Source organism: Enterobacter sp. SM3 (assembly GCF_009811935.2).
Classification (GTDB): Bacteria; Pseudomonadota; Gammaproteobacteria; order Enterobacterales; family Enterobacteriaceae; genus Enterobacter; species Enterobacter asburiae_D.
Genome location: NZ_CP099971.1, coordinates 1,025,569 through 1,051,486 on the forward strand (window position 1 = coordinate 1,025,569; position 25,918 = coordinate 1,051,486).

Consider the following 25,918-nt stretch of genomic DNA (forward strand, 5'->3'; position numbering starts at 1 on the left):
AATGAAAACAACATTACTGGTTACTCTGCTCTCCGGCCTGTTCCTGGTCGCATCGGCGAACGCGGAAGAGAAAACGCTAACGCCGCAACAACAGCGTATGACCACCTGTAATCAACAGGCGACGTCTCAGAGTCTGAAGGGAGATGCCCGCAAGACCTACATGAGCGACTGCCTTAAAAACGGTGCCGCGAAACCGGCTGAAAAAAGCCTGACGCCACAGCAGCAAAAAATGCGCGAGTGTAATGCGAAAGCGACCGAGCAGTCCCTGAAAGGGGACGATCGCAGCAAGTTCATGAGTGCCTGCCTGAAGAAAAAAGTGTAGTTCTAACGGGTGAGCGGCTTCGGCGGCTCACCCGAAATTTCATACTTTCCCCGCAGACCCCCTCTCTATAATTTGGGAAATTGTTTCAGAATATTCCCAAAAATGATGAATGATGAAACGTATTACAACAAAAAGCGCATTCGGGAAGAGTGGAATTTAACCCTTTCTCAGGATGACCCTCACCGCGCCGGCATTCAGTTTGCCCGGCGAGTTCGGCTGGCGCGCGCCGTCGGGCTGGCGGCGATGTTTTTTTCGATTGCAGGGATGCTGGTCACCCATTTTTTACCCGGCGGCTGGTGGCTTTTACTGGTGGGGTGGGCGTTCGTCTGGCCCCATTTCGCCTGGCAGCTATCCTGCCGTGCCGCTTCACCTCATCAGCAGGAAATTTTTAATCTTAAAATCGATGCCATTATTGCCGGGCTCTGGATCGGCGTGATGGGGATGAATGCGTTACCCACGGCAGCGCTGGTGATGATGGTGGGGATGAATATGATGGGCTCCGGGGGCTGTCGCCTGTTCATCCCTGGGATCCTGTTGACGCTGCTCTCCGCGCTGGTGACCCTGCCGCTCGTCGGGAAGGTGGCCGTCTTCAACCCCGACCCCGTGGAGTGGGGCTTAACGCTGCCCGTACTCATGCTTTATCCCATGCTGTTTGCCTGGCTCAGCCACCGCACCGCCGTCAGGCTTGCGGAGCACAAGCGGCGGCTGGAAATGATGAGCACTCGCGACGGCATGACCGGGGTCTTTAACCGCCGACACTGGGAAATGCTGCTGCGAAATGAATTTGAGCACTGTCGGCGCGACCACAGCACCGCCACGATACTGCTGATTGATATCGACCACTTTAAAAACATCAACGACACCTGGGGACACGACGTGGGCGACGAGGCGATCGTTGCGATTACGCGTCAGCTCCAGCGGTCAGTGCGGTCAGGCGATGCGATCGGCCGGTTTGGCGGGGATGAGTTTGCGGTGATCATGTCGCAGACGGCGGCGGAAAGCGCCATCGCCGTGATGTCGCGGCTGCATGAGCGGCTGGAAAAGCTGACGTTACCGTGCGCGCCAAAAGAAGCGCTGCGCATCAGCGTCGGCGTTGCCCCCTGGGGACCGCAGTTTGGACACTATCGGGAATGGCTGAAGGCGGCTGACGTGGCGTTGTATAAGGCGAAAAATGCCGGGCGCGGCCGCACCGAAGTGGCGGCCTGACGCCCGACGGCGAGGATCAGGATTTACTCAGCTTCTCTGATTTTTCCATGCATTTTGCCATCGCTTCAATGACCGCCGAGCGGAACCCGCGCTCCTCCAGCACCCGCACCGCTTCGATGGTGGTACCGCCCGGGGAGCAGACCATATCTTTCAGCTCACCCGGGTGTTTGCCGGTTTCCAGCACCATTTTGGCGGAGCCCATAACGGCCTGCGCGGCGAACTTATACGCCTGCGCGCGCGGCATTCCGCCAAGCACGGCGGCATCCGCCATCGCTTCTAAGAACATGAAAACATAGGCAGGGGCTGAGCCACTCACGCCGACCACCGGATGGATCATCGATTCGGCAATCACTTCAGCTTCACCGAAGCAGCGGAAAATGTTCAGCACATCGGCCACTTCTTCCGTTGTCACCAGCGCGTTAGGCGTGACGGAGGTCATGCCAGCGTTGACCAGCGAAGGAGTGTTGGGCATCGCGCGGACGATTTTACGATCGTGACCCAGCGCGCGCGCCAGCTGATCGAGCGTGACGCCCGCGGCAATCGACACGACCAGCGTCTCTTTATTCAGGCTGGAGGTGATATCGCTCAGCACTTTGATCATGATGTTCGGCTTGACGGCGCCAAAGACGATATCGGCGACCTGGGCCACTTCCTGTGCGCTAACGGCTGCGTTGATCCCGTATTGATCGCGCAGCGCGGCGACCTTGTCCGGTGACGGGGTATAGACCCAAATCTGACCCGGCAGCACCTGCTCGCTGGCGATCAGACCGCCCAGGATGGCTTTGCCCATGTTACCGCAGCCGATAAACCCGATTTTCTTGTCCATCACGATTCTCCGTCATTATGCGTTGTTTTCTCTGATTGATAGCTTAACAACGAAATGCAGGCGACAATAGTCGACAGAGTCATTATGGGGAGACAATATGGCGATTTGGGTTGATGCGGACGCGTGTCCGAATGTGATTAAAGAGATTTTGTTTCGCGCCGCCGAGCGCGTTCAGATGCCGCTGACGCTGGTGGCAAACCAGAATATTCGCGTACCACCTTCGCGGTTCATCCGCTCCTTGCGCGTGCCGGCCGGGTTCGACGTGGCGGATAACGAAATTGTTCGCCTGTGCAGCGCGGAGGATCTGGTGATCACGGCGGATATTCCGCTGGCCGCTGAAGTGCTGGAGAAAGGGGCGGCGGCGCTCAATCCTCGCGGGGAGCGTTACTCGCCTTCGACCATTCGGGAAAAGCTCACCATGCGCGATTTTATGGATACGATGCGGGCCAGCGGCGTGCAGACCGGTGGACCGGACAGCCTGTCCCAGCGCGATCGCCAGCAGTTTGCTGCCGAGCTGGATAAATGGCTGCTGGAAGTGAAGCGCCGCACAGCGTAATGATAATTATTGTCAATTTGTGGTACAGTGTGGCCTCCACAGGGTTGTCATCCCGTACCGCTTTGCAGTAAAGTAATCGCAACATCTTCTGCAATTATTTCTTTACACTCTTCAGCCATTCGGCATCAAGGGGAACACCTGGCATGACCCAACCCATCTTTTTAGTTGGCCCCCGCGGCTGTGGGAAAACCACCGTTGGCCTGGAGCTGGCACGCGTGTGTCATCGCCAGTTTGTTGATACCGACCACTGGCTGCAAACCGAGGCCGGAAAAACCATCGCTGAGATCGTTGAGCAAGAGGGATGGGAGAGCTTTCGCGCACGCGAAACCGCCGCGCTGAAAGCGGTCACTACCCCGTCTGCCGTGATCGCGACCGGGGGGGGCATTGTTCTGGCGGAGTGTAATCGTCACTTTATGCGCGAAAAGGGGATTGTGATTTATCTCAGCGCGCCGGTGTCGGCTCTGGTAGGGCGTCTGGAAGCGTTTCCGGAAGAGGGGCAGCGCCCCGCGCTGACCTCAAGGCCGCTCAGCGAAGAGGTGAGTGAAGTGCTGGCCGAACGCGATGCGCTATACCGCGAAGCGGCTCACCACGTGGTGGATGCGTCAGCGTCTCCCGAAGACGTTGTGATTCAGATTATTACCGCCCTGCGTTTGGCTTGTGCCAGCTAACCGCCGTCTATACTTATAGCTCAGACATAAAAAAAGGATGAGCTATGCCAACCAGACCTCCCTATCCGCGTGAAGCGCGCATTGTTACCGTTGAAAAAGGCCATACGGGCCATACCGTGACCTGGTATCAACTGCGTGCCGATCACCCCAAACCGGACTCGCTGATCAGTGAACACGAGACTGAACAGGAAGCGCTGGACGCGAAACGGCGCTACGAAGATCCCGATAAAACCTGAATGTTTTCCTAAACGCTCCAATATCGTGCCTGAATCACACTTTTTACTCATCGGGAAAGTTAAGCAGGAGTTAATATTTAGTTATTACAAGTAACTCCGGTATCGGCAGGCGATCTTTACATTTCGATGTCGGGATCACCTGCTACGCTATGTGCTGTTTTATTGAAAAAATGAACTGTGCAGCGTAGTGAGCCTGTACCTGTGTACACGATTTTGGAGTAATGGAAGGCGATAAAAATGAAGGCAACGTTGGCGATCCTCACCATTGGTGTGGTCCCTGTAAGCGAAGTGTTACCGCTCTTAACCGAGCATGTATCTGAACAACAGATAACGCATCTCAGCCTGCTGGGGAAGATGAGTCGGGAAGAGGTCATGGAAGACTACGCTGTCGAGGCGGGGGAGGATCCCCTGGCGACGTTATTAAGTGACGGTAAACTGGCGCACGTTTCGCGCCAGAAAATCGAGCGCTCGCTGCAGGGCGTGATAGAAGTGCTCGATAATCAAGGTTACGACGTTATTTTGCTGATGAGTACCGCACCCATTAAGGGGCTTACGGCGCGTAATGCGATTTTGCTGGAGCCGATGCGGATCATTCCACCGCTGGTGGCCTCTATCGTTGATGGTCATCAGGTGGGTGTGATTGTTCCCATTGAGGAGCTCATGGATAACCAGGAGGCAAAATGGCAGGTGTTGGAAAAAGTGCCCTTGTACGCGCTGGCAAATCCGTTCTGGGACAGTGAGGCCAAGCTCATTGCTGCCGGGAAGGAACTGCTTGAGAGAGGGGCGGACGTCTTGATCCTGGACTGCCTGGGTTTCCACCAGCATCATCGTGACCTGCTGCAAAAAGCGCTGGATGTGCCCGTGCTGTTATCCAACGTTCTGATGGCTCGCCTGGCCTCGGAACTCCTCATGTAATGATTTTGCGTGACAGGTGATGAGCATGGCCCCTATAGTGAATTTTTATCTATAAATATAAGGGCCAGTTCATGCTTCAAAGTAACGAATACTTTTCCGGTAAAGTGAAATCCATTGGTTTTACCAGCAGCAGCACTGGTCGCGCCAGTGTCGGCGTAATGGCGGAAGGGGAATACACCTTTGGCACGGCGGAAGCTGAAGAGATGACTGTCGTCAGCGGGGCGCTGAACGTCTTACTGCCGGGTGAAACGGAATGGAAAGTTTACGCTGCCGGGCAAGTTTTCAACGTCCCTGGCCACAGCGAATTTCATTTGCAGGTGGCTGAACCTACCTCTTATCTGTGCCGCTACCTGAAATAAAAAATAAGCCGGGTGGCGCTCACGCTTACCCGGCCTACGTTTTGCCTGTTATCTCTGCGCTTCGCCGCCGAGACCTTCCACCAGATTCTGAATCAACGCGGCCAGCTCGCCGGTCATCAGGATGAAGTCCGCGTCAAAACGCTGGGCGTAATCTTCCCTGTCGATATCTTCGTTCTGATCGCGCAGCTCGTCGCAGAACTTCAGACGCTTCACGGAGCCGTCGTCGCACATCACGAACTGAATACGCTGCTGCCAGTCGAGCGCCAGTTTAGTGACCACTTTACCCGCTTCGATGTGTACGGCGATTTCGTCGCTCACCAGATCCTGCTTCTTCGCGCGGATCACGCCGCCATCTTCCAGCAGGGCTTTCAGCTCGGCTTCATCAAGGATCTGGAAACCCTGTGCCGCAGCACCGCTGCGTACCCATTCGGTCAGCGTCAGCTCGATCGGCGTTTCAAGCGCCAGCGGAACGACCGGTAAAGAGCCGATGCTTTTGCGCAGCAGGGCCAGCGTATCTTCTGCTTTCTTGGCGCTGGCGCAGTCCACCATGATCAGCCCGTTGACGGTGTCGATCCACATCATGGTCTGGCTGAAGCGGCTGAAGGCGCGCGGCAGCAGGGAGTGCAGCACTTCGTCTTTCAGCGAATCTTTTTCGGTCTTTTTCAGCTTGCGGCTTTGTTCGGCTTCCAGCTTGAAAATTTTCGCTTCGAGCGCCTGCTTAACCACCGGCGTCGGCAGGATTTTCTCTTCTTTACGGGCGCAGACGATGATTTGACCCGTGCTGCTGGCGTGGGTCAGTGCATCGCTTTGTGAACCCATTGGCGGAACCCAACCGGTTTTCGCCATATCCTGGCTACCGCAAGGGGAAAAGGTATAAGCGGCTAACTGTTTTTCCATCTCTTCTGCACGCAGCGAAACGTCGCGGCTGAGACGGTAAACCATCAAATTTTTGAACCACAGCATGATAATTTCCACGGCCTTGTCGTTAAATCAGCGGGCATGATAACGAATTGTCGCATCGCTTGCATTGCTAATCGGGAAGCGTGCTTCTACTCTGTTGATAATCAAAATAATGAGGAGAGTCTTGTGCGTATTGGGATCGATTTGGGCGGCACCAAAACAGAAGTCATCGCGCTGAGCGAGCAGGGGGAGCAGCTGTTTCGCCATCGTCTGCCGACGCCGCGCGATGATTATCACCAGACTATCGAGACGATTGCCAGCCTGGTTGAGATGGCAGAGAAGGCGACAGGGCAAACCGGCAGCGTCGGAATGGGGATCCCGGGGTCGATCTCGCCGTATACCGGCGTGGTTAAAAATGCTAACTCCACCTGGCTCAACGGTCAGCCGTTTGATAAGGATTTGAGCCAGCGTCTGAACCGGGAAGTGCGTCTGGCCAACGACGCCAACTGCCTGGCGGTCTCCGAGGCCATCGACGGCGCGGCGGCCGGTGCCCAGACCGTGTTTGCCGTGATCGTCGGTACCGGCTGCGGCGCGGGCGTGGCGTTCGGCGGGCGTGCCCATATTGGCGGCAACGGCACGGCAGGCGAGTGGGGACACAACCCGCTGCCGTGGATGGATGAAGATGAGCTTAAATACCGCGCTGAGGTGCCGTGCTACTGCGGAAAGCAAGGCTGTATTGAGACGTTTATCTCCGGCACCGGGTTTGCGACCGACTACCACCGTCTGAGCGGCCAGCCGCTCAAGGGCAACGAAATCATGCGTCTGGTCGAAGAACAGGATCCTGTCGCCGAACTGGCGCTTAGCCGCTACGAAATGCGGCTGGCGAAATCCCTGGCGCACGTGGTGAATATTCTCGATCCGGACGTGATTGTGCTCGGCGGCGGCATGAGCAACGTTGACCGGCTGTACGCCACGGTGCCGAACCTGGTGAAACAGTGGGTGTTCGGCGGCGAGTGCGAAACCCCGATCCGCAAAGCTGTCCACGGTGACTCCAGCGGCGTGCGCGGCGCGGCGTGGTTGTGGCCAGTAAATTCGTAGGCCCGGTAAGCGAAGCGCCACCGGGCGAATTCAGGCAGCCGCAAAAAAAAGCCGGGTGGCGGCTACGCCTTACCCGGCCTACAGATGGAGTGGACCTTTACTGCACCGCAAATTCTCTGTCCAGCCTGCTATACCCCAGCCCGTTGATCTTCTTCACCTTGATCTGCACCGGAATGCGCTCTTTCATCGCCTCAACGTGGCTGATCACGCCGATGGTTTTCCCGGTGGCGTTCAGCGCGTCGAGCGCATCCAGCGCGGTATCCAGCGTTTCACTGTCGAGCGTGCCGAACCCTTCATCCAGGAACAGGGAATCGATCCGCGTCTTATGACTCACCAGGTCGGAAAGGGCCAGCGCCAGCGCCAGGCTGACGAGGAAGCTCTCGCCGCCCGAGAGCGTGCGGGTATCGCGCACCGCATCCGCCTGCCACGTATCGACCACTTCCAGCTCCAGCGCGTCGCTGGCCTTACGCTGCAGCAGATAGCGCCCGTGCAGGCGGTTAAGCTGCTGGTTAGCAAGCCAGACAAGATTGTCCAACGTCAGCCCCTGCGCGAACTTACGGAACTTGTCGCCGGTGCTGGAGCCAATCAGCGCGTTCAGATAACCCCAGTCGTCCGCCTGGCGCGCGGCCTCTTCAATTTGCTGCATCAACGCCAGCTGGTGCTGACGGTTATCGCTGTCCTGCTTAAGCTGCTGGCGGATCTCGCCCTGTTGCGTCGTGTTCTCGCGAAGCCGCTGCGCCAGCAGCTGCAGCTGGCTTTGTAGCGCAGGTGCATCGGCGTCGAGCCCTTCCGGCCGCAGCGCCAGATGATCCTGCAGCTGCTGGTTAGCCTGGCCGGAAAGGGCCGCGGCCTGCTGTATCTGGCTTTCCAGTGACCGTTTCAGCTGTTCGAGGTGGCGAATAGCGTCGTCATCCAGCAGCGCGGCAAGGAACGCGTCCCGATCGGCAAAACAGCTCGCTGTGAGCGCCGCGGTGAACTGCGTCTCCGACTGCTGCAGGCGCTCTTGCTCCAGCTTTTCCTGCTGCTCCTGCGCGGTGAGCTGGCTCTGTAGCGACACGCATTCGTCGTGCACGTCGCGCCAGCCGTCCGGAATGGCCGGTTCGGCCTCTTCGCCGTGCGTGTCCGGAAGCGTGTCGAGCAGCGGCTTGAGAGCGTTTATGCGTTCCAGAAGCACGCCGTGCTGCGTTTGTTTCTCCTGCCACTGCGCGAACTCCGCTTCGCGGGCGTGCAGCCAGGCGGCTTCATTGCCGTCTTCAGGTACGTTAAGCGATAGCGAGAGCAGGGTGTGTTCCAGCGCCTGGCGCGCGGCCGTCAGCTGCTGCTGATATTGTCGCTCCTGCACTTCCTGCTCGTTCAACTGGTTTTGCAGGGTCAGACGCTGGCTGAGCTGATAAAGCTGGCGCTCGTACTGTTCCTGCTCGTTCATCCATGGCGTGATATCTTCCTGAATATTCAACGCGATGTTCAGGGAAGCGCAGGCTTCCATCCACTCTTTAGTGAGCGCTTGCTCTTCCTGAGAGAGAGTCTGCGCTTCGTCTGACTCGCGCTGGATCTGCTGAGTCAGGGCATTAACCTGTCCCAGCACCAGCAGGCCTTCCTCTTTAAGCGCGGCGACCTCTTTTTCCAGGGCATCACGGCGGCGCTGGTTATCCGTCAGCTCAAGCGACTGGTATTGCTCAACGGCGGGATGCTCGCTGGAGCCGCACAGCGGACAGGGTTTGCCTGCCTCAAGCCGGGAACGATAGCTTTCCAGGTCTTTAATCGTCGCTTCACGTTCGCACAGGGCCTTCAGGTCCAGATAGTGCTGGTGTTTCTCTTTGTACTGCTGGCGGCGTAGCGTCAGCGTTTCATTGAGTTTATTTTGATCGGCCTGGGCCTTCTGCACGCTTTCACCGCTCTGGCGCAGGCGCTTTTGCAGCGGCTGATAGCGGGCATGCAGCGACGTTAGCCGCTGGCGCAGCGTGCGTGACCGGGACTGCTGCTCCATGGCCGCGCTGACCTCATCCGCCGTCAGCGTCAGCGCATTTTCCGGCATCTCAGCCAGCCTGTTGCGTAATTCACGCATCCGCGCAGCAAGCGAGGCTAACTGTGTTTTATCGCGGTTAAGCTGCGAGAACTGGGCACGCCAGCCGGCAATCTCCTGCCCCAGCAGGCGATAGCGCTCGTGCTCCGCCAGCCACTGCGCCAGCGCCGTCAGTTCGGTCTGAAGCTGCTCATGATTCCGCTGGGCGGTATGACGGATCCGCGCGCGCAGTGCGGTTTTGGCTTGTAAGCGAGCATTTACTTCGATAATTCGCTGTTGGGTTTGCGTCAGACGCGCGGTCTGCTCCTGCAGGTACGCCCAAAGCGGTCGAAGCTGGGCGGCGGGCAGAGCAAGCTGGAGCTTTGCCAGCTCCGGTGCAGCGTTTGTCAGCGCCTGTTGCGCCTGCTGCTGCATCCCGGTGACGCGCTGTTGCTCGAGTAGGAGCTCATCATGGCGCGTAAGCCACTGAAATTCTTTCTGCTGGCTTTGCTGCTGAACCAGCAGGGTTTTCTCTTCGTCAGTAAGTGCCTGCAAACTTTGCTGTAACTGCTGCTGTTGCTCTTCGCTCAACAGCACCACGCCCGCCGCCTGCGCCTCGCACTTTTCAAGCACGCTGCGGGCGGCTTTGTGTTTTTCAAACACCATGGCGGAAATCTGGCCGTAGATCTCGGTGCCGGTCAGCTCTTCCAGCAGCTCGGCGCGATCGCTCGGTTTGGCATTAAGGAAGGCGGCAAACTGCCCCTGTGAGAGCAGCATGGAGCGGGTAAAGCGGCCATAGTCCAGCCCGGTGAGCGCGGCGGTTTGCTCCAGTTTATCCGTCACTTTGTCGGCCAGGATTTTGCCATCTTCGCAGCGCGCCAGCTCCACGCGCGGCGCCTGCAGGTTCCCGTCCGGCTGGTTGCGCGCGCGGTTCTGGCTCCAGAAGGCGCGATAGGCGGTGCCTTTTACCTCGAACTCCACTTCCGCCAGGCACTCGGCGGTGTCGCGCGTCATCAGGTCGTTTTGCGCCTGGGAGACCTTCTGCAGTCGCGGCGTTTCGTGATAAAGCGCCAGACAGATGGCGTCGAGCAGGGTGGTTTTACCTGCCCCGGTCGCGCCGGTGATGGCAAACAGACCGTTGCTGGCAAACGGCTCCGCGGTAAAGTCAATTTTCCACTCGCCCTTGAGGGAGTTAAGGTTTTTCAGGCGCAGGCTCAAAATTTTCATGCGTTTTCTTCCTCATCATTGAGCGCATGCAGGGTATGGCTGAACAGTTCGCTGAGTCTTGCGCGCGTCGCGTCGTCAATTTCCTCCTGCGAGAGCCTGCGTTCAAACACCTCTTCAACCCGTAGTTCACTGAGCGTTTCGCGTTGAGCGCTTAACAGAATTTTCTCGCGCTGCTCGCGGCTGCGGCGTACCAGTAAGACTTCGACGGGCAAATCTTCCGTCAGCGCCTGAATTTTGCGCTGCATATCGTGCAGGTAGTCATCGGTGGTGATTTCGATATCCAGCCAGACGGGCGGGTTAAGCGCCGCGCCGCGCCACTGTTCAAGCCGGGCGGTAATGGCGTCGAGATCGCCCTTTAGCACCGCCAGCGGCTGGGTGACGGGCACCTCCAGCGTCTCAACGGCGCGGAGTTTGCCCCCGGAGAAACTCACCAGATGGACGGACTTGGCTTTGCCCGTCTCGTCAAAGCTGAGCGAAAGAGGCGAGCCGCAGTAGCGGATATGCTCGCTGCCGCCGACGATCTGCGCCCGGTGTATGTGCCCGAGCGCGATGTAGTCGGCTGGAGGGAAGTTTTGCGCCGGAAAGGCGTCCAGCGTACCGATATAGATGTCACGTACGGCGTCACTTTTACTGGCCCCGACGGTGGTGAGATGTCCGGTCGCAATCACCGGAATCGGCTGGTCGCCGCGCAGGGCGCAGGCATCGGCGTGCTGCTGGTGATAATAGTCGGTGATGGCCTGTAACAGATGCTGTTGCTTTTCGCCGCCGGAAAGTCCCGCCCGGCTTTGCACAATATCGCGCGGACGCAAAAACGGAATGGGGCACAGCACCGCCCCCGGCGTGCCGTCGCGTTTTTTCAGGATCTGCGGGGCGTGCCCGGCGCTGGCGACGACGGTAGTATTGAGAAATGCCAGGATGTCGCGGGATTCATTCAGCGTCGCGACGGAATCATGGTTGCCGGCGACAATCACCAGATGACAGCCGGTTTGCTGCAGATTCACCACGAAGCGGTTATACAGTTCACGCGCATAGCTGGGGGGCGAGCCGGTATCAAAGATGTCACCCGCCACAATAATCGCGTCCACCTCTTGCGTTCGGGCCGTTTCCAGCAGCCAGTTCAGGAAGGCTTCATGTTCAGCCGCACGGCTTTTGCTGTAAAAATTTTGACCCAGATGCCAGTCCGAGGTGTGAAGTATGCGCATAGCTGATCCGTGGCAAAAAAGAGAAAGCAGGATTATAAACGTTCAGAGACGGGAAAATAACCGCTGTAATAAAACAACGGTTTGCCCGTTATCGTGGTACTGTTTTTCATAAATCTGTCATAAATCTGACGCATAATGGCGCCGAATTACAAACTTGTAACTTAAATAAGATAAGACAGGGCAAAGTATGGCGAGACGTATTCTGGTCGTAGAAGATGAAGCTCCAATTCGTGAAATGGTGTGCTTCGTGCTCGAGCAAAACGGCTTCCAGCCGGTTGAAGCGGAAGATTATGACAGCGCAGTGAACCAGCTGAATGAACCCTGGCCCGATCTGATTCTGCTGGACTGGATGTTGCCCGGCGGCTCCGGACTGCAGTTTATCAAACACCTGAAGCGCGAGGCGCTGACCCGCGACATCCCGGTTGTGATGCTCACGGCGCGCGGAGAAGAAGAGGATCGCGTTCGCGGTCTGGAGACCGGCGCGGACGATTACATTACTAAACCGTTCTCCCCAAAAGAGCTGGTTGCCCGCATTAAAGCCGTGATGCGCCGTATTTCGCCGATGGCGGTGGAAGAGGTAATTGAGATGCAGGGGCTGAGCCTTGACCCCACCTCACACCGCGTGATGACCGGTGAAAATCCCCTCGACATGGGGCCTACCGAATTTAAACTCCTGCACTTCTTTATGACCCACCCGGAACGCGTGTACAGCCGCGAGCAGTTGCTGAATAACGTCTGGGGAACTAACGTGTATGTCGAAGACCGGACGGTTGACGTACATATTCGCCGCCTGCGAAAAGCGCTGGAACTGAGCGGCCACGATCGCATGGTGCAGACGGTCCGCGGCACGGGTTATCGTTTTTCTACCCGTTTCTGAACAATGACAGGAGTGTGACGCGTGCTGGAACGTCTGTCATGGAAAAGGCTCGTCTTTGAACTGATCTTATGCTGTATTCCGGCCTTCCTACTGGGGGCCTTTCTTGGACACCTGCCGTGGTTTCTGCTGGCGTCGGTCACCGGGCTGCTGATCTGGCATTTCTGGAACCTGCTGCGCCTCTCGTGGTGGCTGTGGGTTGACCGAAGTATGACGCCGCCGCCGGGAAGCGGCAGCTGGGAGCCGCTGCTGTACGGTCTGCATCAGATGCAGATGCGTAATAAAAAGCGTCGCCGCGAGCTGGGAAGCCTGATTAAGCGTTTTCGCAGCGGTGCAGAGTCGCTGCCGGATGCCGTTATTCTAACGACCGAAGAAGGGACAATCTTCTGGTGTAACGGCCTTGCGCAACAGCTGCTGGGCCTGCGCTGGCCCGACGATAATGGTCAGAATATCCTCAACCTTCTGCGCTATCCCGAGTTCACGCAGTATCTGAAAACGCGTGATTTTACCCGCCCGCATAATCTGAAGCTCAATAACGGTCGCCATCTGGAAATCCGCGTGATGCCCTACAGCGATAAGCAGTGGCTGATGGTGGCGCGCGATGTCACCCAGATGCACCAGCTGGAAGGGGCGCGTCGCAACTTCTTCGCCAACGTCAGTCACGAACTGCGTACCCCGTTGACCGTGCTTCAGGGCTACCTGGAGATGATGCAGGAGCAAACGCTTGAAGGCGCGCCGCGTGAAAAAGCGCTGCACACCATGCGCGAGCAAACGCACCGGATGGAAGGGCTGGTGAAGCAGCTGCTGACGCTATCGAAGATTGAAGCGGCGCCAACGCTTGCGCTAAATGAGACCATTGATGTCCCGATGATGCTGCGGGTCGTTGAGCGTGAAGCGCAGACGTTAAGCCACAAAAAGCATCACCTGACCTTTGAGGTCGACAATACGCTGAAGGTGCTGGGCAGCGAAGATGAACTGCGTAGCGCCATTTCCAACCTGGTGTATAACGCGGTGAATCATACGCCGGAGGGGACGAATATCGTGGTGCGTTGGCACCATGCCCCAACGGGGGCGGAGTTTAGCGTGGAAGACGACGGGCCGGGGATCGCGCCTGAGCATATTCCTCGCCTGACCGAGCGCTTTTACCGTGTGGATAAAGCGCGATCCCGGCAGACAGGCGGAAGCGGCCTGGGGCTGGCGATTGTTAAACACGCGGTGAATCACCATGAAAGCCGTCTCGATATTCAGAGTACGCTGGGTAAAGGAACCCGTTTCAGCTTCGTGATCCCGGAACGATTAATTGCCAAAAAGATCGCCTGACGGCAGGTGTGTCATTTTACCTTTCCACGGGTCAGCGTCTGCTGGCCCGTTTGCTTTGCAGTCAAGCGAAACGCGGATGAATTATATACGGCTGACTGTTTTTTGTTCGCATGATTAGCCATGGGTTTTTCTTATAAATAGCGTATTATTCTAACGTGTATTTTTATGATGGCATATTGTTCTGGTTTTGCGATCCCACCTTGCCTTTAAACGTTATAAGCGTTTAAATTGCGCCCCAGATACTGTCAGACCGACTGTATTTGCGTGGTAAATCGAAAAACTATTCTTCTCCACGCCAGGACGGGAGCATTTCCCGCTGAAATTGAGCAAATTTTCGGCTGTATCGTCCCGTCAGGGAAATCGAAAATCTCAATGTTTTCAACACCACATCCACAGGCAGTAAGGTTTTATGACCCATCACTTAAAATCGCGTGACATCATCGCGCTGGGCTTTATGACATTTGCGCTGTTCGTTGGCGCAGGCAACATCATTTTCCCTCCAATGGTTGGCCTTCAGGCGGGTGAACACGTCTGGACCGCCGCGTTTGGTTTCCTGATTACTGCCGTGGGTCTGCCGGTTCTGACCGTCGTCGCGCTGGCGAAAGTCGGCGGCGGCGTGGATAGCCTCAGCACCCCGATTGGCAAAGTGGCGGGCGTTCTGCTGGCAACCGTCTGCTATCTCGCCGTTGGCCCGCTGTTTGCGACCCCGCGTACGGCAACCGTGTCCTTCGAAGTGGGTATTGCTCCCCTGACCGGTGACGGTGCGATGCCGCTGTTTATCTACAGCCTGATCTACTTCGCGATCGTGATTCTGGTTTCCCTCTATCCGGGCAAGCTGCTGGATACCGTGGGTAACTTCCTGGCTCCGCTGAAAATTGTGGCGCTGATTGTTCTGGCGGTAGCGGCCATCGTCTGGCCAGCAGGCCCGATTAGCGACGCGATGGACGCCTATAAAAATGCCGCGTTCTCTAACGGCTTTGTGAACGGCTACCTGACGATGGATACGCTGGGCGCGATGGTGTTTGGTATCGTTATCGTTAACGCCGCGCGTTCCCGCGGTGTGACCGAAGCGCGTCTGCTGACCCGCTATACCATCTGGGCTGGCCTGATGGCCGGTGTGGGGCTGACGCTGCTGTATCTGGCGCTGTTCCGTCTGGGCTCCGACAGCGCCATGCTGGTCGATCAGAACGCCAACGGTGCGGCTATCCTGCACGCCTACGTTCAGCACACCTTCGGCGGTGCGGGCAGTATGCTGCTGGCGGCGCTCATCTTCCTGGCCTGTCTGGTCACCGCGGTTGGCCTGACCTGCGCCTGCGCAGAGTTCTTTGCGCAGTATCTGCCGCTCTCTTACCGCACCCTGGTGTTTATCCTCGGCATCTTCTCTATGGCGGTGTCCAACCTCGGTCTGAGCCACCTGATTCAGGTCTCTATTCCGGTGCTGACGGCGATTTACCCGCCGTGTATTGTGCTGGTGGTGCTGAGCTTTACTCGCCCTTGGTGGAACAACTCTTCACGAATTATTGCGCCAGCCATGTTTATCAGCCTGATTTTTGGTATCCTTGACGGGATTAAAGCATCAGCTTTCGCGCACATACTGCCGGCATGGACACAGCGTCTGCCGCTGTCCGAGCAGGGTCTGGCCTGGCTGATGCCTACCGTTGTTGCACTGGTTCTGGCCATTATCTGGGACCGTGCTGCAGGGCGTCAGGTCGCATCGAACGCTCATTAATCAACGGCAACAAACTGTTTAACCACGGGGCTTAAGGCCCCGTGGTTTTTTGTTTTTTTCGTGTTGAATGGCAAGATTTAAATGGAAAGCACTAACAAACTTAAACGTGGATTGAGCACGCGCCACATCCGCTTTATGGCGCTGGGCTCTGCTATCGGCACCGGTCTTTTTTATGGCTCGGCAGATGCCATCAAAATGGCCGGTCCCAGCGTTCTGCTGGCGTACATTATCGGCGGCGTGGCGGCGTATATCATCATGCGCGCCCTCGGCGAAATGTCGGTTCACAACCCGTCCGCCAGCTCATTCTCCCGCTACGCGCAGGAAAACCTCGGCCCGCTGGCCGGGTTTATCACCGGCTGGACCTACTGCTTTGAAATCCTGATTGTGGCGATTGCCGACGTGACCGCGTTTGGCATCTATATGGGCGTCTGGTTCCCGGCGGTGCCGCACTGGATTTGGGTGCTGAGCGTGGTGCTGATCATTTGCGCCGTCAACCTGATGAGCGTGAAGGTGTTTGGCGAGCTGGAGTTCTGGTTCTCCTTCTTCAAGGTCGCCACCATTATCATCATGATCGTGGCCGGTTTCGGCATCATCATCTGGGGAATCGGCAACGGCGGTCAGCCGACCGGCATCCATAACCTCTGGAGCAACGGTGGCTTCTTCAGCAACGGCTGGCTCGGGATGGTCATGTCGCTGCAAATGGTGATGTTCGCTTACGGCGGCATCGAGATTATTGGGATCACCGCCGGGGAAGCGAAAGATCCTGAGAAGTCCATTCCGCGTGCCATCAACTCGGTGCCGATGCGTATTCTGGTGTTCTACGTGGGTACGCTGTTCGTGATCATGTCCATCTACCCGTGGAATCAGGTGGGTACCAACGGTAGCCCGTTTGTTCTGACCTTCCAGCATATGGGCATTGCCTTTGCGGCCAGCATTCTGAACTTTGTGGTGCTGACCGCGTCGCTTTCCGCGATCAACAGTGACGTCTTTGGCGTGGGCCGTATGCTCCACGGCATGGCGGAGCAGGGCAGCGCGCCGAAGGTGTTCGCCAAAACCTCACGCCGCGGCACGCCGTGGGTGACCGTCGTGGTCATGACCGTTGCGCTGCTGTTCTCGGTTTACCTGAACTACATCATGCCGGAGAACGTCTTCCTGGTGATTGCATCGCTGGCGACCTTCGCGACGGTGTGGGTGTGGATCATGATCCTGCTGTCGCAGATTGCCTTCCGCCGTCGTCTGTCGCCGGAAGAGGCGAAAGCGCTGAAGTTTAAAGTACCGGGCGGCGTTGCGACGACCGTCGTCGGGCTGATCTTCCTGGTGTTTATCATTGGGCTGATTGGCTACCATCCGGATACCCGCATTTCCCTGTACGTTGGGTGTGCGTGGATCGTTCTGCTGCTGATCGGCTGGGTGTTTAAGTGCCGCCGCGACCGTCAGCTGGCGGAAGCGCAGTAACATCCTTTTCCCCTCTCCCCGTGGGGGGAGAGATCCCCAAAATGATACTTGCACCGACGACTCCCTCTCCCTTGAGGGAGAGGGCTGGGGTGAGGGGGAATATACGGCTGTGGTGGTCATTCCGTTCACTTCATGTTCCTTGCTACTCTGTAACGACATGACCGGTGAACGTGCCAGGGCGGCTCAATCGCCGCCGCCCTGGCGACCCGGGCTCCCGGCGGTAAATCGCCGCTTCGCGGTTCCCTCAGCTTATTCCTTCAGGCTATCGGGTCGGGCATGAGCCTGCATCCCTGCAGGCCACGCCCTCTCGGCGCATCCCTGCGCCTCGCCCCGGCCTTACGGAAACGCTTCGGCGATTTACAGCCGGACAAGGGCATCGCTTTAAGCCTTTAGTCATTCTGAAAGCAGCTTTATTGCTTCTGCTTAAGACTTACTGGAGATCCCCAGCCCTGTGGGACAGACAATTTTTGCCTCCTCCCCCGTCCTCCTCCCCCAATAAATCACGTCATGGTGAGCTATCCTTAACCACCCTGTGGCAAGGTGACGTCAATTTCATCAAAGGGGATTCGTGATGTTAAATGCCTGGCACCTTCCGGTTGCCCCATTTGTTAAGCAAAACAAAGACAACCTTGTGATTACGCTTTGGCTGGCGGGGGAAAATCAGCCTGAACGCGTGACGCTCCGCGCCGAAATAGATAACGAAGAGACCGGGCTGAAAATGCACAAGCTGCGCAGCCAGCCGCAGCCGGGGATCACGGCGTGGCGGGCGAATATCGACCTGAGCAGCGGGCAGCCGCGCCGCCGTTATAGCTTCAAACTGCTGTGGAATAACCGCCAGCTGTGGTTTACCCCGCAGGGGTTTAGCCGTTTCCCGCCCGCACGGCTGGAGCAGTTTGCGGTCGATTACCCGGATAACGGCCCGCAGTGGGTTAACGATCAGGTCTTTTATCAGATTTTCCCGGACCGTTTTGCGCGCAGCGAAAAGCGCACCGCTGACCAGGATAAGATCTATCACCACCATGCGGCGGGCCATGACATTATCCTGAAAGCGTGGGACGAGCCGTTAACCGCGCAGGCTGGCGGCTCGACGTTTTACGGCGGCGATCTCGACGGCATCAGCGAAAAGCTGCCGTACCTGAAAAAGCTCGGCGTGACGGCGCTCTATCTCAACCCCGTATTTAAAGCCCCGAGCGTGCACAAATACGATACCGAAGATTATCGCCACGTTGACGCGCAGTTTGGCGGTGACGAGGCGCTGCTGCGCCTGCGCAAGAACACCCAAAACGAAGGCATGCGCCTGATTCTGGACGGCGTGTTCAACCATAGCGGAGATTCGCACGCCTGGTTTGACCGCCATAATCAGTCGATGGGCGGGGCATGTCATAACCCGGACTCGCCGCAGCGCGACTGGTACAGTTTTAACGAGGAGGGCCGCGCGCTGGACTGGCTGGGGTATGCCAGCCTGCCGAAGCTGGATTTCCAGTCGCCAACGCTCGTGAATGAAATCTACGGCGGCGAAGACAGCATCGTGCGCCACTGGCTGAAGGCGCCGTGGAATATGGACGGCTGGCGTCTGGACGTGGTGCATATGCTCGGTGAAGCGGGCGGGGCGCGGAATAACCTTCAGCACGTCGCCGGGATCGCGCGCTCGGCGAAAGCGGCTCAGCCGGAGGCGTTCGTCTTTGGCGAGCACTTTGGCGACGCGCGCCAGTGGCTGCAGAACGATGCGGAAGATGCGGCGATGAACTATCGCGGCTTTACCTTCCCGCTGTGGGGATTCCTCGCTAACACCGATATCTCCTACGATCCGAATCATATCGACGCTGAAACCTGCATGGCGTGGATGGAGAACTATCGCGCCGGTCTGTCTCATCAGCAGCAGCTGCGGATGTTCAACCAGCTCGATAGCCACGACACCGCCCGCTTTAAATCCCTGCTCGGCAAGGATGTGGCGCGTCTGCCGCTCGCGGTGACCTGGCTCTTCACCTGGCCGGGCGTGCCGTGCATTTATTACGGCGACGAAGTGGGGCTGGACGGTAACAACGATCCTTTCTGCCGCAAAACCTTCCCGTGGGAGCCAGCGAAACAGGACAAGGTGCTGTTCAGCCTGTATCAGCGGCTGGCGAAGCTGCGTAAGCAGAGTCTCGCCCTGCGCTACGGCGGCTGTCAGGTGGTGTACGCCCACGATAACGTGGTGGTGTTTGCTCGCGTCTATAACCAGCAGCGCGTGCTGGTGGCGATTAACCGGGGCGAAGCCTGCGAAGTGGTGCTGGATGATTCACCGCTGCTGAAGGTGGCGACGTGGAAGAATAAAGAGGGCAAGGCGACGATACAGGATGGCGTGCTGGCGCTGCCTGCGGTTTCCGCGACGATCTGGTCCGGCAGCTAAGACCTGCTAATGTTTCCACCTTTTAAGATGGCGCAAATGCAACTATTTGTGTCAATCTTAACGGATCGTTTACGGTGAAGGTGGAAACATGGACGAGCTTTACATCCTTGGCTGTTTGTTCCTGGTTTTTGCGCTGGTGGTGGCACCCGTGCTTGCGGTTATAGGCTTTAATCGAAGTACGGCGGCGCGACAGGAGATCGCCCGGCTACGCCAGCGCATTGAGGCGCTTGAGCAGCGCGGCGTGCCTGAAAGCGCGCCGGAGCCGGTGCAGACCACCGCGCCGGTGGCTGTGACCGCGCCTGCGGTTGAGGACGCTCCCGCGCCTGTCGACCCCTGGCGCCCCGATACGCCCGCAGCCGTGGCAGATCCCGCTCCGGCCCCGGTGGCTGCGGCAAAACAGCCTTCTGCCTTTGGCGGCATACTGACCTCGCTGGTGCGCTGGTTTATGCAGGGTAACCCGCTGGCGAAGCTTGGGATCCTGCTGCTCTTCCTCGGTCTTTCATTCCTGCTGCGTTATACCGTGGAACATTCCCTGTTCCCGCTTGAGTTGCGCCTCGTGGCAACGGCGCTGTTTGCCATCGTTCTGCTGGCGGTCGGGTGGCGGCTGCGGCACAGGCAGCGTGTCTATGCGCTAATCCTCCAGGGCGGGGCGACCGGCGTGCTCTACCTGACGGTGTTTGGCGCATTCCGGCTCTGGCAAATGCTGCCGATGACGCTGGCTTTTGCGCTTCTGGTGGTGATATGCGCGGCAAGCGTCGGGCTGGCGGTGCTGCAGAAGGCGCTGAGCCTTGCCATGCTGGCGAGCCTCGGCGGGTATCTTGCGCCGCTGCTCTTGTCTACCGGGGGCGGCAGCTTTGTGGCGCTGTTCTCTTTCTATCTCCTGCTTTCCATCGGCATTCTCGCTATCAGCATCTGGCAGCACTGGCGCGAGCTGAACCTGCTCGGGCTGCTGTTTACGTTCGGCGTGGGCGGCCTGTGGGGACTGAATGACTACCAGCCCGAAGACTATGGGGTCTGCCAGCTGTTTCTGATTGCCAATACGCTGATATTCGGCGTCCTGAGCGTGGCGCTGTCGCTGCGGGCGCAGGAGAAAGGGAAGCAAATTATCGACGGCGTGCTGCTGTTTGCCCCGCCGCTGATCGGTTTCGGGATGCAGTACGGCATGACCCGGCACTGGGAATATGGCCCGGCCCTGAGCGCGCTGGGATACGGCGCATTTTATCTTGCCCTCGCGTTCCTTGCGCTGCGGCGCTATCCCTCCATCGGGCGACCTCTGGTCATGGCGGCGCTGGCGATCGGCGGCGGGTTTGCGACGCTCGCTATCCCGCTGGCGCTGTCGGCGCGCTGGACGGCGATGGCCTGGGCGCTGGAAGGGCTGGGTATCCTCTGGCTGGGCGTGCAGCAGAACCAGCGTCGCATGAGCTATAGCGGGACGGCGCTGCTGGTGCTGGCGCTCGGCAGCGCGCTGTGGGCGCAAACGAACGGCGTTACGTCGCTGAGCCTGCTGCTGATCTTCACCATCCTCAGCCTTTGCTGGCTGGCTGCGGCCCGGCTGTGGCGGACTCTCTTTATGCCGGTCAGCCGGGCGCTGCTGGCCGGTGGTCTGCTGTTCTGGCTCGTGGCGCTATTGGGCGCATCGCGGCTGGTGCTGACGCAGGAATTACCGATTCTGGCGGGCGTGCTGGCGCTGACGGCGGCATCGGTCTGGGGCTGGCGGCAGGTGGCTGCTCGTCTGGCGTGGCGGGAGCTGGATGCCAGCAAATGGCTGCTGTGGCCGGTTATGCTGCTGATGGTGGGGTATCAGCTCTTGCACCAGCAGATTGTTGCCGCCGGGTGGTCAAATCTGGCCTGGTGCGTTGCGCTTCCTGCCGCGCTGATGCTGTTGCGGCGCGACGGTGAAAGACTCCTGCCGCGCATCGCGATGGGGCTGCATTTGTCGCTGTTCTGGATGATTTTGCTGGCGCTGGCCGCTGAGCTTTACTGGTTTGCCCGGTCGTTGCCGTGGGGCATGGCGGCCTGGGGCAGCGGTTTAGCGATGGCAGCAGGCGGCGGGGTAATTATGGGGCTCTCTGCAGCCGTACGGCGTCGCGGATGGCCGTTCCGGGAGTGGCCTGCGCTCTACGCCTGCCTGGCACCGATCCCCGTGGTCGTGGCGCTGCTGGTATTGCTGGTGGTGACCAATTTCCAGGACGGCGTGGTCTATCGTCAGACCTGGCTGCCGCTGGTAAACCCGCTTGAGGAAGGCGCGGCGTTCGCGCTGCTGGGGCTGGTGGTCTTTTATCGGGCTGTGGATCGCTACTATCCGGCGTGGCTCTCGCAGGCCCGACCGTGGCCTGCCGTCGCGATTATGGCGTTTGGCTTCTGGTGGCTGAATGGTGCGCTGATGCGCGCCCTGGCCTGGTACGGCGACGTGGCCTGGAATATGGCATCGCTGTGGGATTCGCGGCTTATCCAGACCAGCTTTGCCCTGTTCTGGATGCTGAGCGCGCTGGTGGTCATGATCCATGCCACCCGTCGGGCTTCCCGGCAGGAGTGGCTCTGCGGTGCCGCGCTGCTGGGCGTGGTGATGGTTAAACTGATGCTGGTGGACAGCGCGGGCGGAGGCGGTTTGTCGCGCGCGGTGGCGTTTATCGGCGTGGCGATACTGGTTCTGATCGTGGGGTATTTCTCACCGCTACCGCCCAAAACAGGAGATGAAAAATGAAATGGATGAAAGCGGTAGCCTGTACCGCGCTGCTGGCGCTTTCCGGCCCGGCGTTTTGCGACGAGGGACAAACGGAATCGCCCCGGGACTATGCTTTTGGTCTTTCACTCGATACGTCTGTTTCATCCCAGTGGTATCGGGTGATGCTGCCGCTCGCCGTTTATGAGCAAAGCACGTCGCCGGAACTGCATGATGTCCGCGTCTTTAACCAGTCGGGCGAGCCGGTTCCCTTCAGCCTGGTCAGCGCGACGCGCCCGCAGGCGCCAGCGCAATCCACGGCGCTGCGCCTCTTCCCGTTGGATGCCTCGCCGCTTGCGGCTTCGCAAGGATCCGGTGACAGCGATAAGATCCTGCTCCGTTCCGGAAATGGCGTTGAGATTGTGCTGGAGGGGCAAAAAGCCGCCGCAGCCGGGCAACATTATCTGCTGACCCTGCCGGAGCAGGCTGCGGGAGAGATCGCTATATCCCAGCTGCAGCTGCTCTGGAATACCCCTCAGACGCCGTGGCAGGGAACGGCGTCGGTCTATTACAGCGAGGATCTTAAGCGCTGGTATACCCTGCGTGAGGATATGCCCTTGCTGGATGTCGTCAGCGGCCAGGATCGTCTTAAGCTCGATCGGATCGATACCGATACGGTTTTATCTCCCGATGCGAATCGCTATCTCATGGTGGTGCTGAACGCACAGAGCCAGGGGATAACCTTGACCGGCGTAAACGCCATCAGCGCACCTGCCCAGGCGGCCCCGGAAGCGGTCGATCTTGAGGGGGAAGGGGAGCAGCTATCGACAAGCGAAGCGCAGTGGCACTGGGCGAGCCCGCAGCCGCTGAGTGCTGTCAGCCTCTCACTGAATGGCGATGGCGTCCTTCCCGTGGAGATAGCGTGGCGGAGTACGGTAAAAGACGCATGGCACCCCCTGAAGAAAGAGGTCCTTTATCGTCTTGAGGGAAAAACGTCGCCACCGGTTTCGCTTAACGGGGGCCTGGTGCAGGCGGTGAAAATCACGACGCTGAATGCGCGTCTGCCAGAATACCTGCCGAGCGTCACGGGACATCGCGACCGCTACGATCTGGTGTTCAACGCGCAGGGGAAAGCGCCGTACGTGCTCGCCTGGGGCAACGGCGCCGCAAAGCCTGCCAGCGTGGAGCCCGGCATGCTGATCCCGGCCGACCTGCGCAAGACCTATGATGTGGCAAACCTGCCGCAGGCCGACATTCAGGATAATGTCGCATTAGGCGGCGAGGGGCGTCTGACTGCTACCTCTGCGGCCGAGCGGGAGAGCAGGATGAACACGCTGCTGGTATGGGGCGTGCTGATTGCGGGCGTGATTCTGCTGGCGGGCATGGCCTGGCGCATCTGGCGAGAGACGCAGCGTAAGGCATAAAAAAAGGCCCGCATAAGCGGGCCTTTTTCGTAAACCGTGCCGATTACAGGCTGGATACGTTCTCAGACAGGTATTTCGCCACGCCGTCTGGAGACGCGTTCATGCCTTCTTTACCTTTTTCCCACTGAGCCGGGCACACTTCGCCGTGCTCTTCGTGGAACTGCAGCGCGTCGACCATGCGCAGCATTTCGTCGATGTTACGACCCAGCGGCAGATCGTTCACAACCTGGTGACGAACGATGCCGTTTGCGTCGATCAGGAAGGAACCACGCAGCGCAACGCCAGCGTCCGGATGTTCGATACCGTAAGCCTGCTGGATTTCGCGTTTGATGTCCGCAACCATTGCGTATTTCACCGCACCGATGCCGCCTTTGTCGACAGGGGTGTTACGCCATGCGTTGTGTACAAATTCAGAGTCGAAGGAGACGCCAACAACTTCCACGCCACGCTTCTGGAATTCTTCATAACGTTTGTCGAAGGCGATCAGCTCAGACGGGCAAACGAAAGTGAAGTCCATTGGCCAGAAGAACAGAACGGTCGCTTTACCGTTGGTGTGCTGTTTGAAGTTGAAGTTTTCAACGATTTCACCGTTGCCCAGAACTGCTGCAGCTGTAAAATCCGGAGCCGGACGAGTTACCAGAACCATATGATTCTCCTGTAGATACTAAGGTTATTTGGAACGCAACGCGAGCCAGTATAGAGAGTGTTCTTGGATAAGACAAAGAGGTGGTGACAATCGTTCCGCCAGCTTTTACCTATCAATGCGAATTCTGTTACAGCTGTTTGTTTTTGGCCTGCACCATCATGCGCGGGTAAAACTGCCAGAAACGCGTTTCCAGCGCATCATAATGTTCATCCAGGTCATACCAGGAGTCGCGCAGCGCATCCAGCCGCGGGCGACGGCTCGCCATCCCGTTCAGCACGTTCTGGATGAAGTCCATCTCGCGATAACGCTCCAGCCAGCGTTCCGACCACAGGTAGTTATTCAGGTTCACAAAGCGCGGCGGCGACTCGGGCAGGATGATCGACACCTGCTGGCGGGCATAGCGCACAAAATCCGGCAAGGGCATCTCCGGCGACAGCTGTTCCCAGTGGCGCGACAGAAAGTGGTCCCACATCACGTCGAGCGTGATCGGGGCAACGCGGCGCGTTTCAGGGCGAAACCACGCTTTGGCTTCCGTCACTTCCGGCAGCTTATCCGTCAGCACGTCGATGCGGCGGTGCATGAAAATGCCGTCGACAACCTCAGGGGAATAGTCCTCAGCGGGGTTGCCGCGTACGAAGTCGGCCAGCAAATTGCCGGACAGGGAGCTGTCAGCGAGGTGAGCGAGATGCAGGTGAGCGAGAAAATTCATGCGTTTTATTTGTCCGGGGGCGGCTAGTTGTTGCAGCAAAAGGGTGTGAGCACTAGACTATGCCGCCTGTTTTTAAGTCACGAGTATACGTCATGCGCGTCGCCGATTTCTCCTTTGAACTACCTGAATCCCTGATTGCTCACTATCCCATGCCTGAGCGCAGCAGCTGTCGCTTACTGTCACTGGATGGGCCAACGGGCGAGCTGACGCACGGTACTTTCACCGATTTGCTCGACAAGCTCAACCCTGGCGATCTGCTGGTCTTTAACAATACCCGCGTGATCCCGGCGCGCCTGTTTGGCCGTAAAGCCAGCGGCGGCAAGATTGAAGTGCTGGTCGAACGTATGCTCGATGATAAACGTATTCTGGCACATATTCGCGCCTCCAAGGCGCCGAAGCCGGGCGCTGAGCTGCTGCTGGGCGATGACGAGAGCATCAAAGCGACCATGACCGCGCGCCACGACGCGCTGTTTGAGGTGGCGTTCGACGACGAGCGTACGGTGCTCGATATCCTGAACGCCATCGGCCACATGCCGCTGCCCCCGTATATTGAGCGTCCGGACGAAGAGGCCGACCGCGAGCTGTATCAGACCGTCTACAGCCAGAAGCCTGGCGCCGTCGCTGCGCCGACCGCGGGCCTGCATTTTGATGAGCCGCTGCTGGAAAAACTGCGTGCGAAGGGCGTGGAGATGGCGTTCGTGACGCTGCACGTCGGCGCGGGGACCTTCCAGCCGGTGCGCGTGGACAGCATTGAAGATCACATCATGCACTCTGAGTATGCCGAAGTACCGCAAGAGGTTGTAGATGCGGTACTGGCGGCAAAATGCCGCGGTAGCCGCGTGATTGCTGTGGGCACAACTTCCGTGCGTTCGCTTGAGAGCGCCGCGCAGGCCGCGAAGAGCGATCTTATCGAGCCGTTCTTTGGCGATACGCAGATCTTTATCTACCCGGGCTATCAGTACAAAGTGATTGACGCGCTGGTGACCAACTTCCATCTGCCTGAATCGACGCTGATTATGCTGGTTTCCGCGTTTGCCGGTTATCAGCATACGATGAACGCCTACAAGTCTGCGGTAGAACAAAAATATCGCTTTTTTAGCTACGGGGACGCGATGTTTATCACGTACAATCCGCTGGCTTTGAATGAGCGTGTCGGGGAATAAGTCCGCGGCACCGTTTTACAACGTTGGACT

At 58.3% G+C, this 25,918-nt stretch carries 22 protein-coding genes; 16 read left to right on the forward strand and 6 right to left on the reverse strand.

Translation table 11 applies throughout. From position 1 onward, the window contains the following. Nucleotide 1: 1 nt before the first annotated feature. Both psiF and adrA read left to right on the forward strand, forming a co-directional pair. Nucleotides 2–322 carry a phosphate starvation-inducible protein PsiF gene (psiF, locus tag GVO84_RS04705; RefSeq protein ID WP_023334671.1) on the forward strand — a complete coding sequence of 107 codons (321 nt, stop codon included), beginning with the start codon at nt 2–4 and terminating at the stop codon, nt 320–322. Between the two features lie 102 nt (nt 323–424). After that, on the forward strand, nt 425–1,528 hold the full coding sequence (adrA, locus tag GVO84_RS04710; protein WP_159515596.1) for a diguanylate cyclase AdrA: 1,104 nt from the start codon (nt 425–427) through the stop codon (nt 1,526–1,528). 16 nt (nt 1,529–1,544) lie between these two features. On the opposite strand, the gene proC is transcribed toward adrA, so the two are convergent. Further along, on the reverse strand, nt 1,545–2,354 hold the full coding sequence (gene proC, locus GVO84_RS04715) for a pyrroline-5-carboxylate reductase (RefSeq protein ID WP_159515597.1): 810 nt from the start codon (nt 2,352–2,354) through the stop codon (nt 1,545–1,547). A 97-nt stretch (nt 2,355–2,451) separates the two neighbouring features. Between proC and GVO84_RS04720 the strand changes: the two genes are divergently transcribed. From GVO84_RS04720 to ppnP, 5 genes are all read left to right on the forward strand, one after another. Continuing rightward, a complete protein-coding gene (locus tag GVO84_RS04720; RefSeq protein WP_010428006.1) occupies nt 2,452–2,910 on the forward strand; it encodes a YaiI/YqxD family protein in 459 nt (152 codons plus the stop codon). A 143-nt stretch (nt 2,911–3,053) separates the two neighbouring features. Further along, nucleotides 3,054–3,578 (forward strand): shikimate kinase AroL, encoded by a 525-nt coding sequence (gene aroL / locus GVO84_RS04725; protein WP_029739752.1) that lies wholly within the window; start codon nt 3,054–3,056, stop codon nt 3,576–3,578. Between the two features lie 44 nt (nt 3,579–3,622). Beyond that, nucleotides 3,623–3,814, forward strand: coding sequence for a protein YaiA (yaiA, locus tag GVO84_RS04730; protein ID WP_032661588.1), 192 nt, complete (start codon nt 3,623–3,625; stop codon nt 3,812–3,814). A 237-nt stretch (nt 3,815–4,051) separates the two neighbouring features. Next, a complete protein-coding gene (locus GVO84_RS04735) occupies nt 4,052–4,729 on the forward strand; it encodes an AroM family protein (protein WP_023334676.1) in 678 nt (225 codons plus the stop codon). A gap of 71 nt (nt 4,730–4,800) precedes the next feature. Continuing rightward, the gene (ppnP, locus tag GVO84_RS04740; RefSeq protein WP_008503270.1) at nt 4,801–5,088 is read left to right on the forward strand and encodes a pyrimidine/purine nucleoside phosphorylase; all 288 of its coding nucleotides are present in this window, start codon (nt 4,801–4,803) and stop codon (nt 5,086–5,088) included. 48 nt (nt 5,089–5,136) lie between these two features. On the opposite strand, the gene rdgC is transcribed toward ppnP, so the two are convergent. Next, nucleotides 5,137–6,051: a recombination-associated protein RdgC gene (gene rdgC / locus GVO84_RS04745; protein ID WP_159515598.1), complete on the reverse strand. Its 915-nt coding sequence runs from the start codon at nt 6,049–6,051 to the stop codon at nt 5,137–5,139. 123 nt (nt 6,052–6,174) lie between these two features. Between rdgC and mak the strand changes: the two genes are divergently transcribed. Next, a complete protein-coding gene (gene mak, locus GVO84_RS04750) occupies nt 6,175–7,086 on the forward strand; it encodes a fructokinase (protein WP_159515599.1) in 912 nt (303 codons plus the stop codon). 97 nt (nt 7,087–7,183) lie between these two features. Here mak and sbcC read toward each other — a convergent pair whose 3' ends face one another. Beyond that, entirely contained in the window at nt 7,184–10,315 is a 3,132-nt protein-coding gene (gene sbcC / locus GVO84_RS04755; RefSeq protein ID WP_159515600.1) for an exonuclease subunit SbcC, read from the reverse strand. Next, a complete protein-coding gene (gene sbcD / locus GVO84_RS04760) occupies nt 10,312–11,517 on the reverse strand; it encodes an exonuclease subunit SbcD (RefSeq protein WP_159515601.1) in 1,206 nt (401 codons plus the stop codon). The genes sbcC and sbcD overlap by 4 nt, the downstream gene beginning before the upstream one ends. A gap of 187 nt (nt 11,518–11,704) precedes the next feature. On the opposite strand from sbcD, the gene phoB reads away from it, so the two are divergent. The 7 genes from phoB (at nt 11,705) to GVO84_RS04795 (ending at nt 23,370) form a co-directional block, all read left to right on the forward strand. Further along, entirely contained in the window at nt 11,705–12,394 is a 690-nt protein-coding gene (gene phoB / locus GVO84_RS04765) for a phosphate response regulator transcription factor PhoB (RefSeq protein WP_008503265.1), read from the forward strand. 21 nt (nt 12,395–12,415) lie between these two features. Continuing rightward, nucleotides 12,416–13,711 carry a phosphate regulon sensor histidine kinase PhoR gene (gene phoR / locus GVO84_RS04770; protein WP_121425607.1) on the forward strand — a complete coding sequence of 432 codons (1,296 nt, stop codon included), beginning with the start codon at nt 12,416–12,418 and terminating at the stop codon, nt 13,709–13,711. 409 nt (nt 13,712–14,120) lie between these two features. Continuing rightward, nucleotides 14,121–15,440 carry a branched-chain amino acid transporter carrier protein BrnQ gene (brnQ, locus tag GVO84_RS04775; RefSeq protein WP_024906795.1) on the forward strand — a complete coding sequence of 440 codons (1,320 nt, stop codon included), beginning with the start codon at nt 14,121–14,123 and terminating at the stop codon, nt 15,438–15,440. 81 nt (nt 15,441–15,521) lie between these two features. Further along, nucleotides 15,522–16,895 (forward strand): proline-specific permease ProY, encoded by a 1,374-nt coding sequence (gene proY, locus GVO84_RS04780; protein WP_159515602.1) that lies wholly within the window; start codon nt 15,522–15,524, stop codon nt 16,893–16,895. Between the two features lie 571 nt (nt 16,896–17,466). Continuing rightward, nucleotides 17,467–19,284 carry a maltodextrin glucosidase gene (malZ, locus tag GVO84_RS04785; RefSeq protein WP_159513548.1) on the forward strand — a complete coding sequence of 606 codons (1,818 nt, stop codon included), beginning with the start codon at nt 17,467–17,469 and terminating at the stop codon, nt 19,282–19,284. An 88-nt stretch (nt 19,285–19,372) separates the two neighbouring features. Next, nucleotides 19,373–21,988, forward strand: coding sequence for a DUF2339 domain-containing protein (locus GVO84_RS04790; RefSeq protein WP_159513549.1), 2,616 nt, complete (start codon nt 19,373–19,375; stop codon nt 21,986–21,988). Further along, nucleotides 21,985–23,370 (forward strand): DUF3999 domain-containing protein, encoded by a 1,386-nt coding sequence (locus GVO84_RS04795; protein ID WP_159513550.1) that lies wholly within the window; start codon nt 21,985–21,987, stop codon nt 23,368–23,370. Before GVO84_RS04790 ends, GVO84_RS04795 begins: the two co-directional genes overlap by 4 nt. A gap of 43 nt (nt 23,371–23,413) precedes the next feature. On the opposite strand, the gene GVO84_RS04800 is transcribed toward GVO84_RS04795, so the two are convergent. Then, entirely contained in the window at nt 23,414–24,016 is a 603-nt protein-coding gene (locus GVO84_RS04800; protein ID WP_014168840.1) for a peroxiredoxin, read from the reverse strand. A gap of 127 nt (nt 24,017–24,143) precedes the next feature. Beyond that, nucleotides 24,144–24,725, reverse strand: coding sequence for an ACP phosphodiesterase (gene acpH / locus GVO84_RS04805; protein ID WP_159513551.1), 582 nt, complete (start codon nt 24,723–24,725; stop codon nt 24,144–24,146). A gap of 92 nt (nt 24,726–24,817) precedes the next feature. On the opposite strand from acpH, the gene queA reads away from it, so the two are divergent. Continuing rightward, nucleotides 24,818–25,888, forward strand: a complete 1,071-nt coding sequence (gene queA / locus GVO84_RS04810) for a tRNA preQ1(34) S-adenosylmethionine ribosyltransferase-isomerase QueA (protein WP_159513552.1) — start codon at nt 24,818–24,820, stop codon at nt 25,886–25,888. The last annotated feature ends 30 nt before the right edge of the window (nt 25,889–25,918 follow it).

Coding starts and splice junctions, on each gene's coding strand:
- acpH (WP_159513551.1), bottom strand. CDS start 24,725: ATGAATTTTCTCGCTCACCTGCATCTCGCTCACCTCGCTGACAGCTCC.
- ppnP (WP_008503270.1), top strand. CDS start 4,801: ATGCTTCAAAGTAACGAATACTTTTCCGGTAAAGTGAAATCCATTGGT.
- adrA (WP_159515596.1), top strand. CDS start 425: ATGATGAATGATGAAACGTATTACAACAAAAAGCGCATTCGGGAAGAG.
- psiF (WP_023334671.1), top strand. CDS start 2: ATGAAAACAACATTACTGGTTACTCTGCTCTCCGGCCTGTTCCTGGTC.
- aroL (WP_029739752.1), top strand. CDS start 3,054: ATGACCCAACCCATCTTTTTAGTTGGCCCCCGCGGCTGTGGGAAAACC.
- GVO84_RS04720 (WP_010428006.1), top strand. CDS start 2,452: ATGGCGATTTGGGTTGATGCGGACGCGTGTCCGAATGTGATTAAAGAG.
- proC (WP_159515597.1), bottom strand. CDS start 2,354: ATGGACAAGAAAATCGGGTTTATCGGCTGCGGTAACATGGGCAAAGCC.
- phoB (WP_008503265.1), top strand. CDS start 11,705: ATGGCGAGACGTATTCTGGTCGTAGAAGATGAAGCTCCAATTCGTGAA.
- GVO84_RS04735 (WP_023334676.1), top strand. CDS start 4,052: ATGAAGGCAACGTTGGCGATCCTCACCATTGGTGTGGTCCCTGTAAGC.
- GVO84_RS04795 (WP_159513550.1), top strand. CDS start 21,985: ATGAAATGGATGAAAGCGGTAGCCTGTACCGCGCTGCTGGCGCTTTCC.
- brnQ (WP_024906795.1), top strand. CDS start 14,121: ATGACCCATCACTTAAAATCGCGTGACATCATCGCGCTGGGCTTTATG.
- yaiA (WP_032661588.1), top strand. CDS start 3,623: ATGCCAACCAGACCTCCCTATCCGCGTGAAGCGCGCATTGTTACCGTT.
- GVO84_RS04790 (WP_159513549.1), top strand. CDS start 19,373: ATGGACGAGCTTTACATCCTTGGCTGTTTGTTCCTGGTTTTTGCGCTG.
- rdgC (WP_159515598.1), bottom strand. CDS start 6,051: ATGCTGTGGTTCAAAAATTTGATGGTTTACCGTCTCAGCCGCGACGTT.
- queA (WP_159513552.1), top strand. CDS start 24,818: ATGCGCGTCGCCGATTTCTCCTTTGAACTACCTGAATCCCTGATTGCT.
- proY (WP_159515602.1), top strand. CDS start 15,522: ATGGAAAGCACTAACAAACTTAAACGTGGATTGAGCACGCGCCACATC.
- malZ (WP_159513548.1), top strand. CDS start 17,467: ATGTTAAATGCCTGGCACCTTCCGGTTGCCCCATTTGTTAAGCAAAAC.
- GVO84_RS04800 (WP_014168840.1), bottom strand. CDS start 24,016: ATGGTTCTGGTAACTCGTCCGGCTCCGGATTTTACAGCTGCAGCAGTT.
- sbcD (WP_159515601.1), bottom strand. CDS start 11,517: ATGCGCATACTTCACACCTCGGACTGGCATCTGGGTCAAAATTTTTAC.
- sbcC (WP_159515600.1), bottom strand. CDS start 10,315: ATGAAAATTTTGAGCCTGCGCCTGAAAAACCTTAACTCCCTCAAGGGC.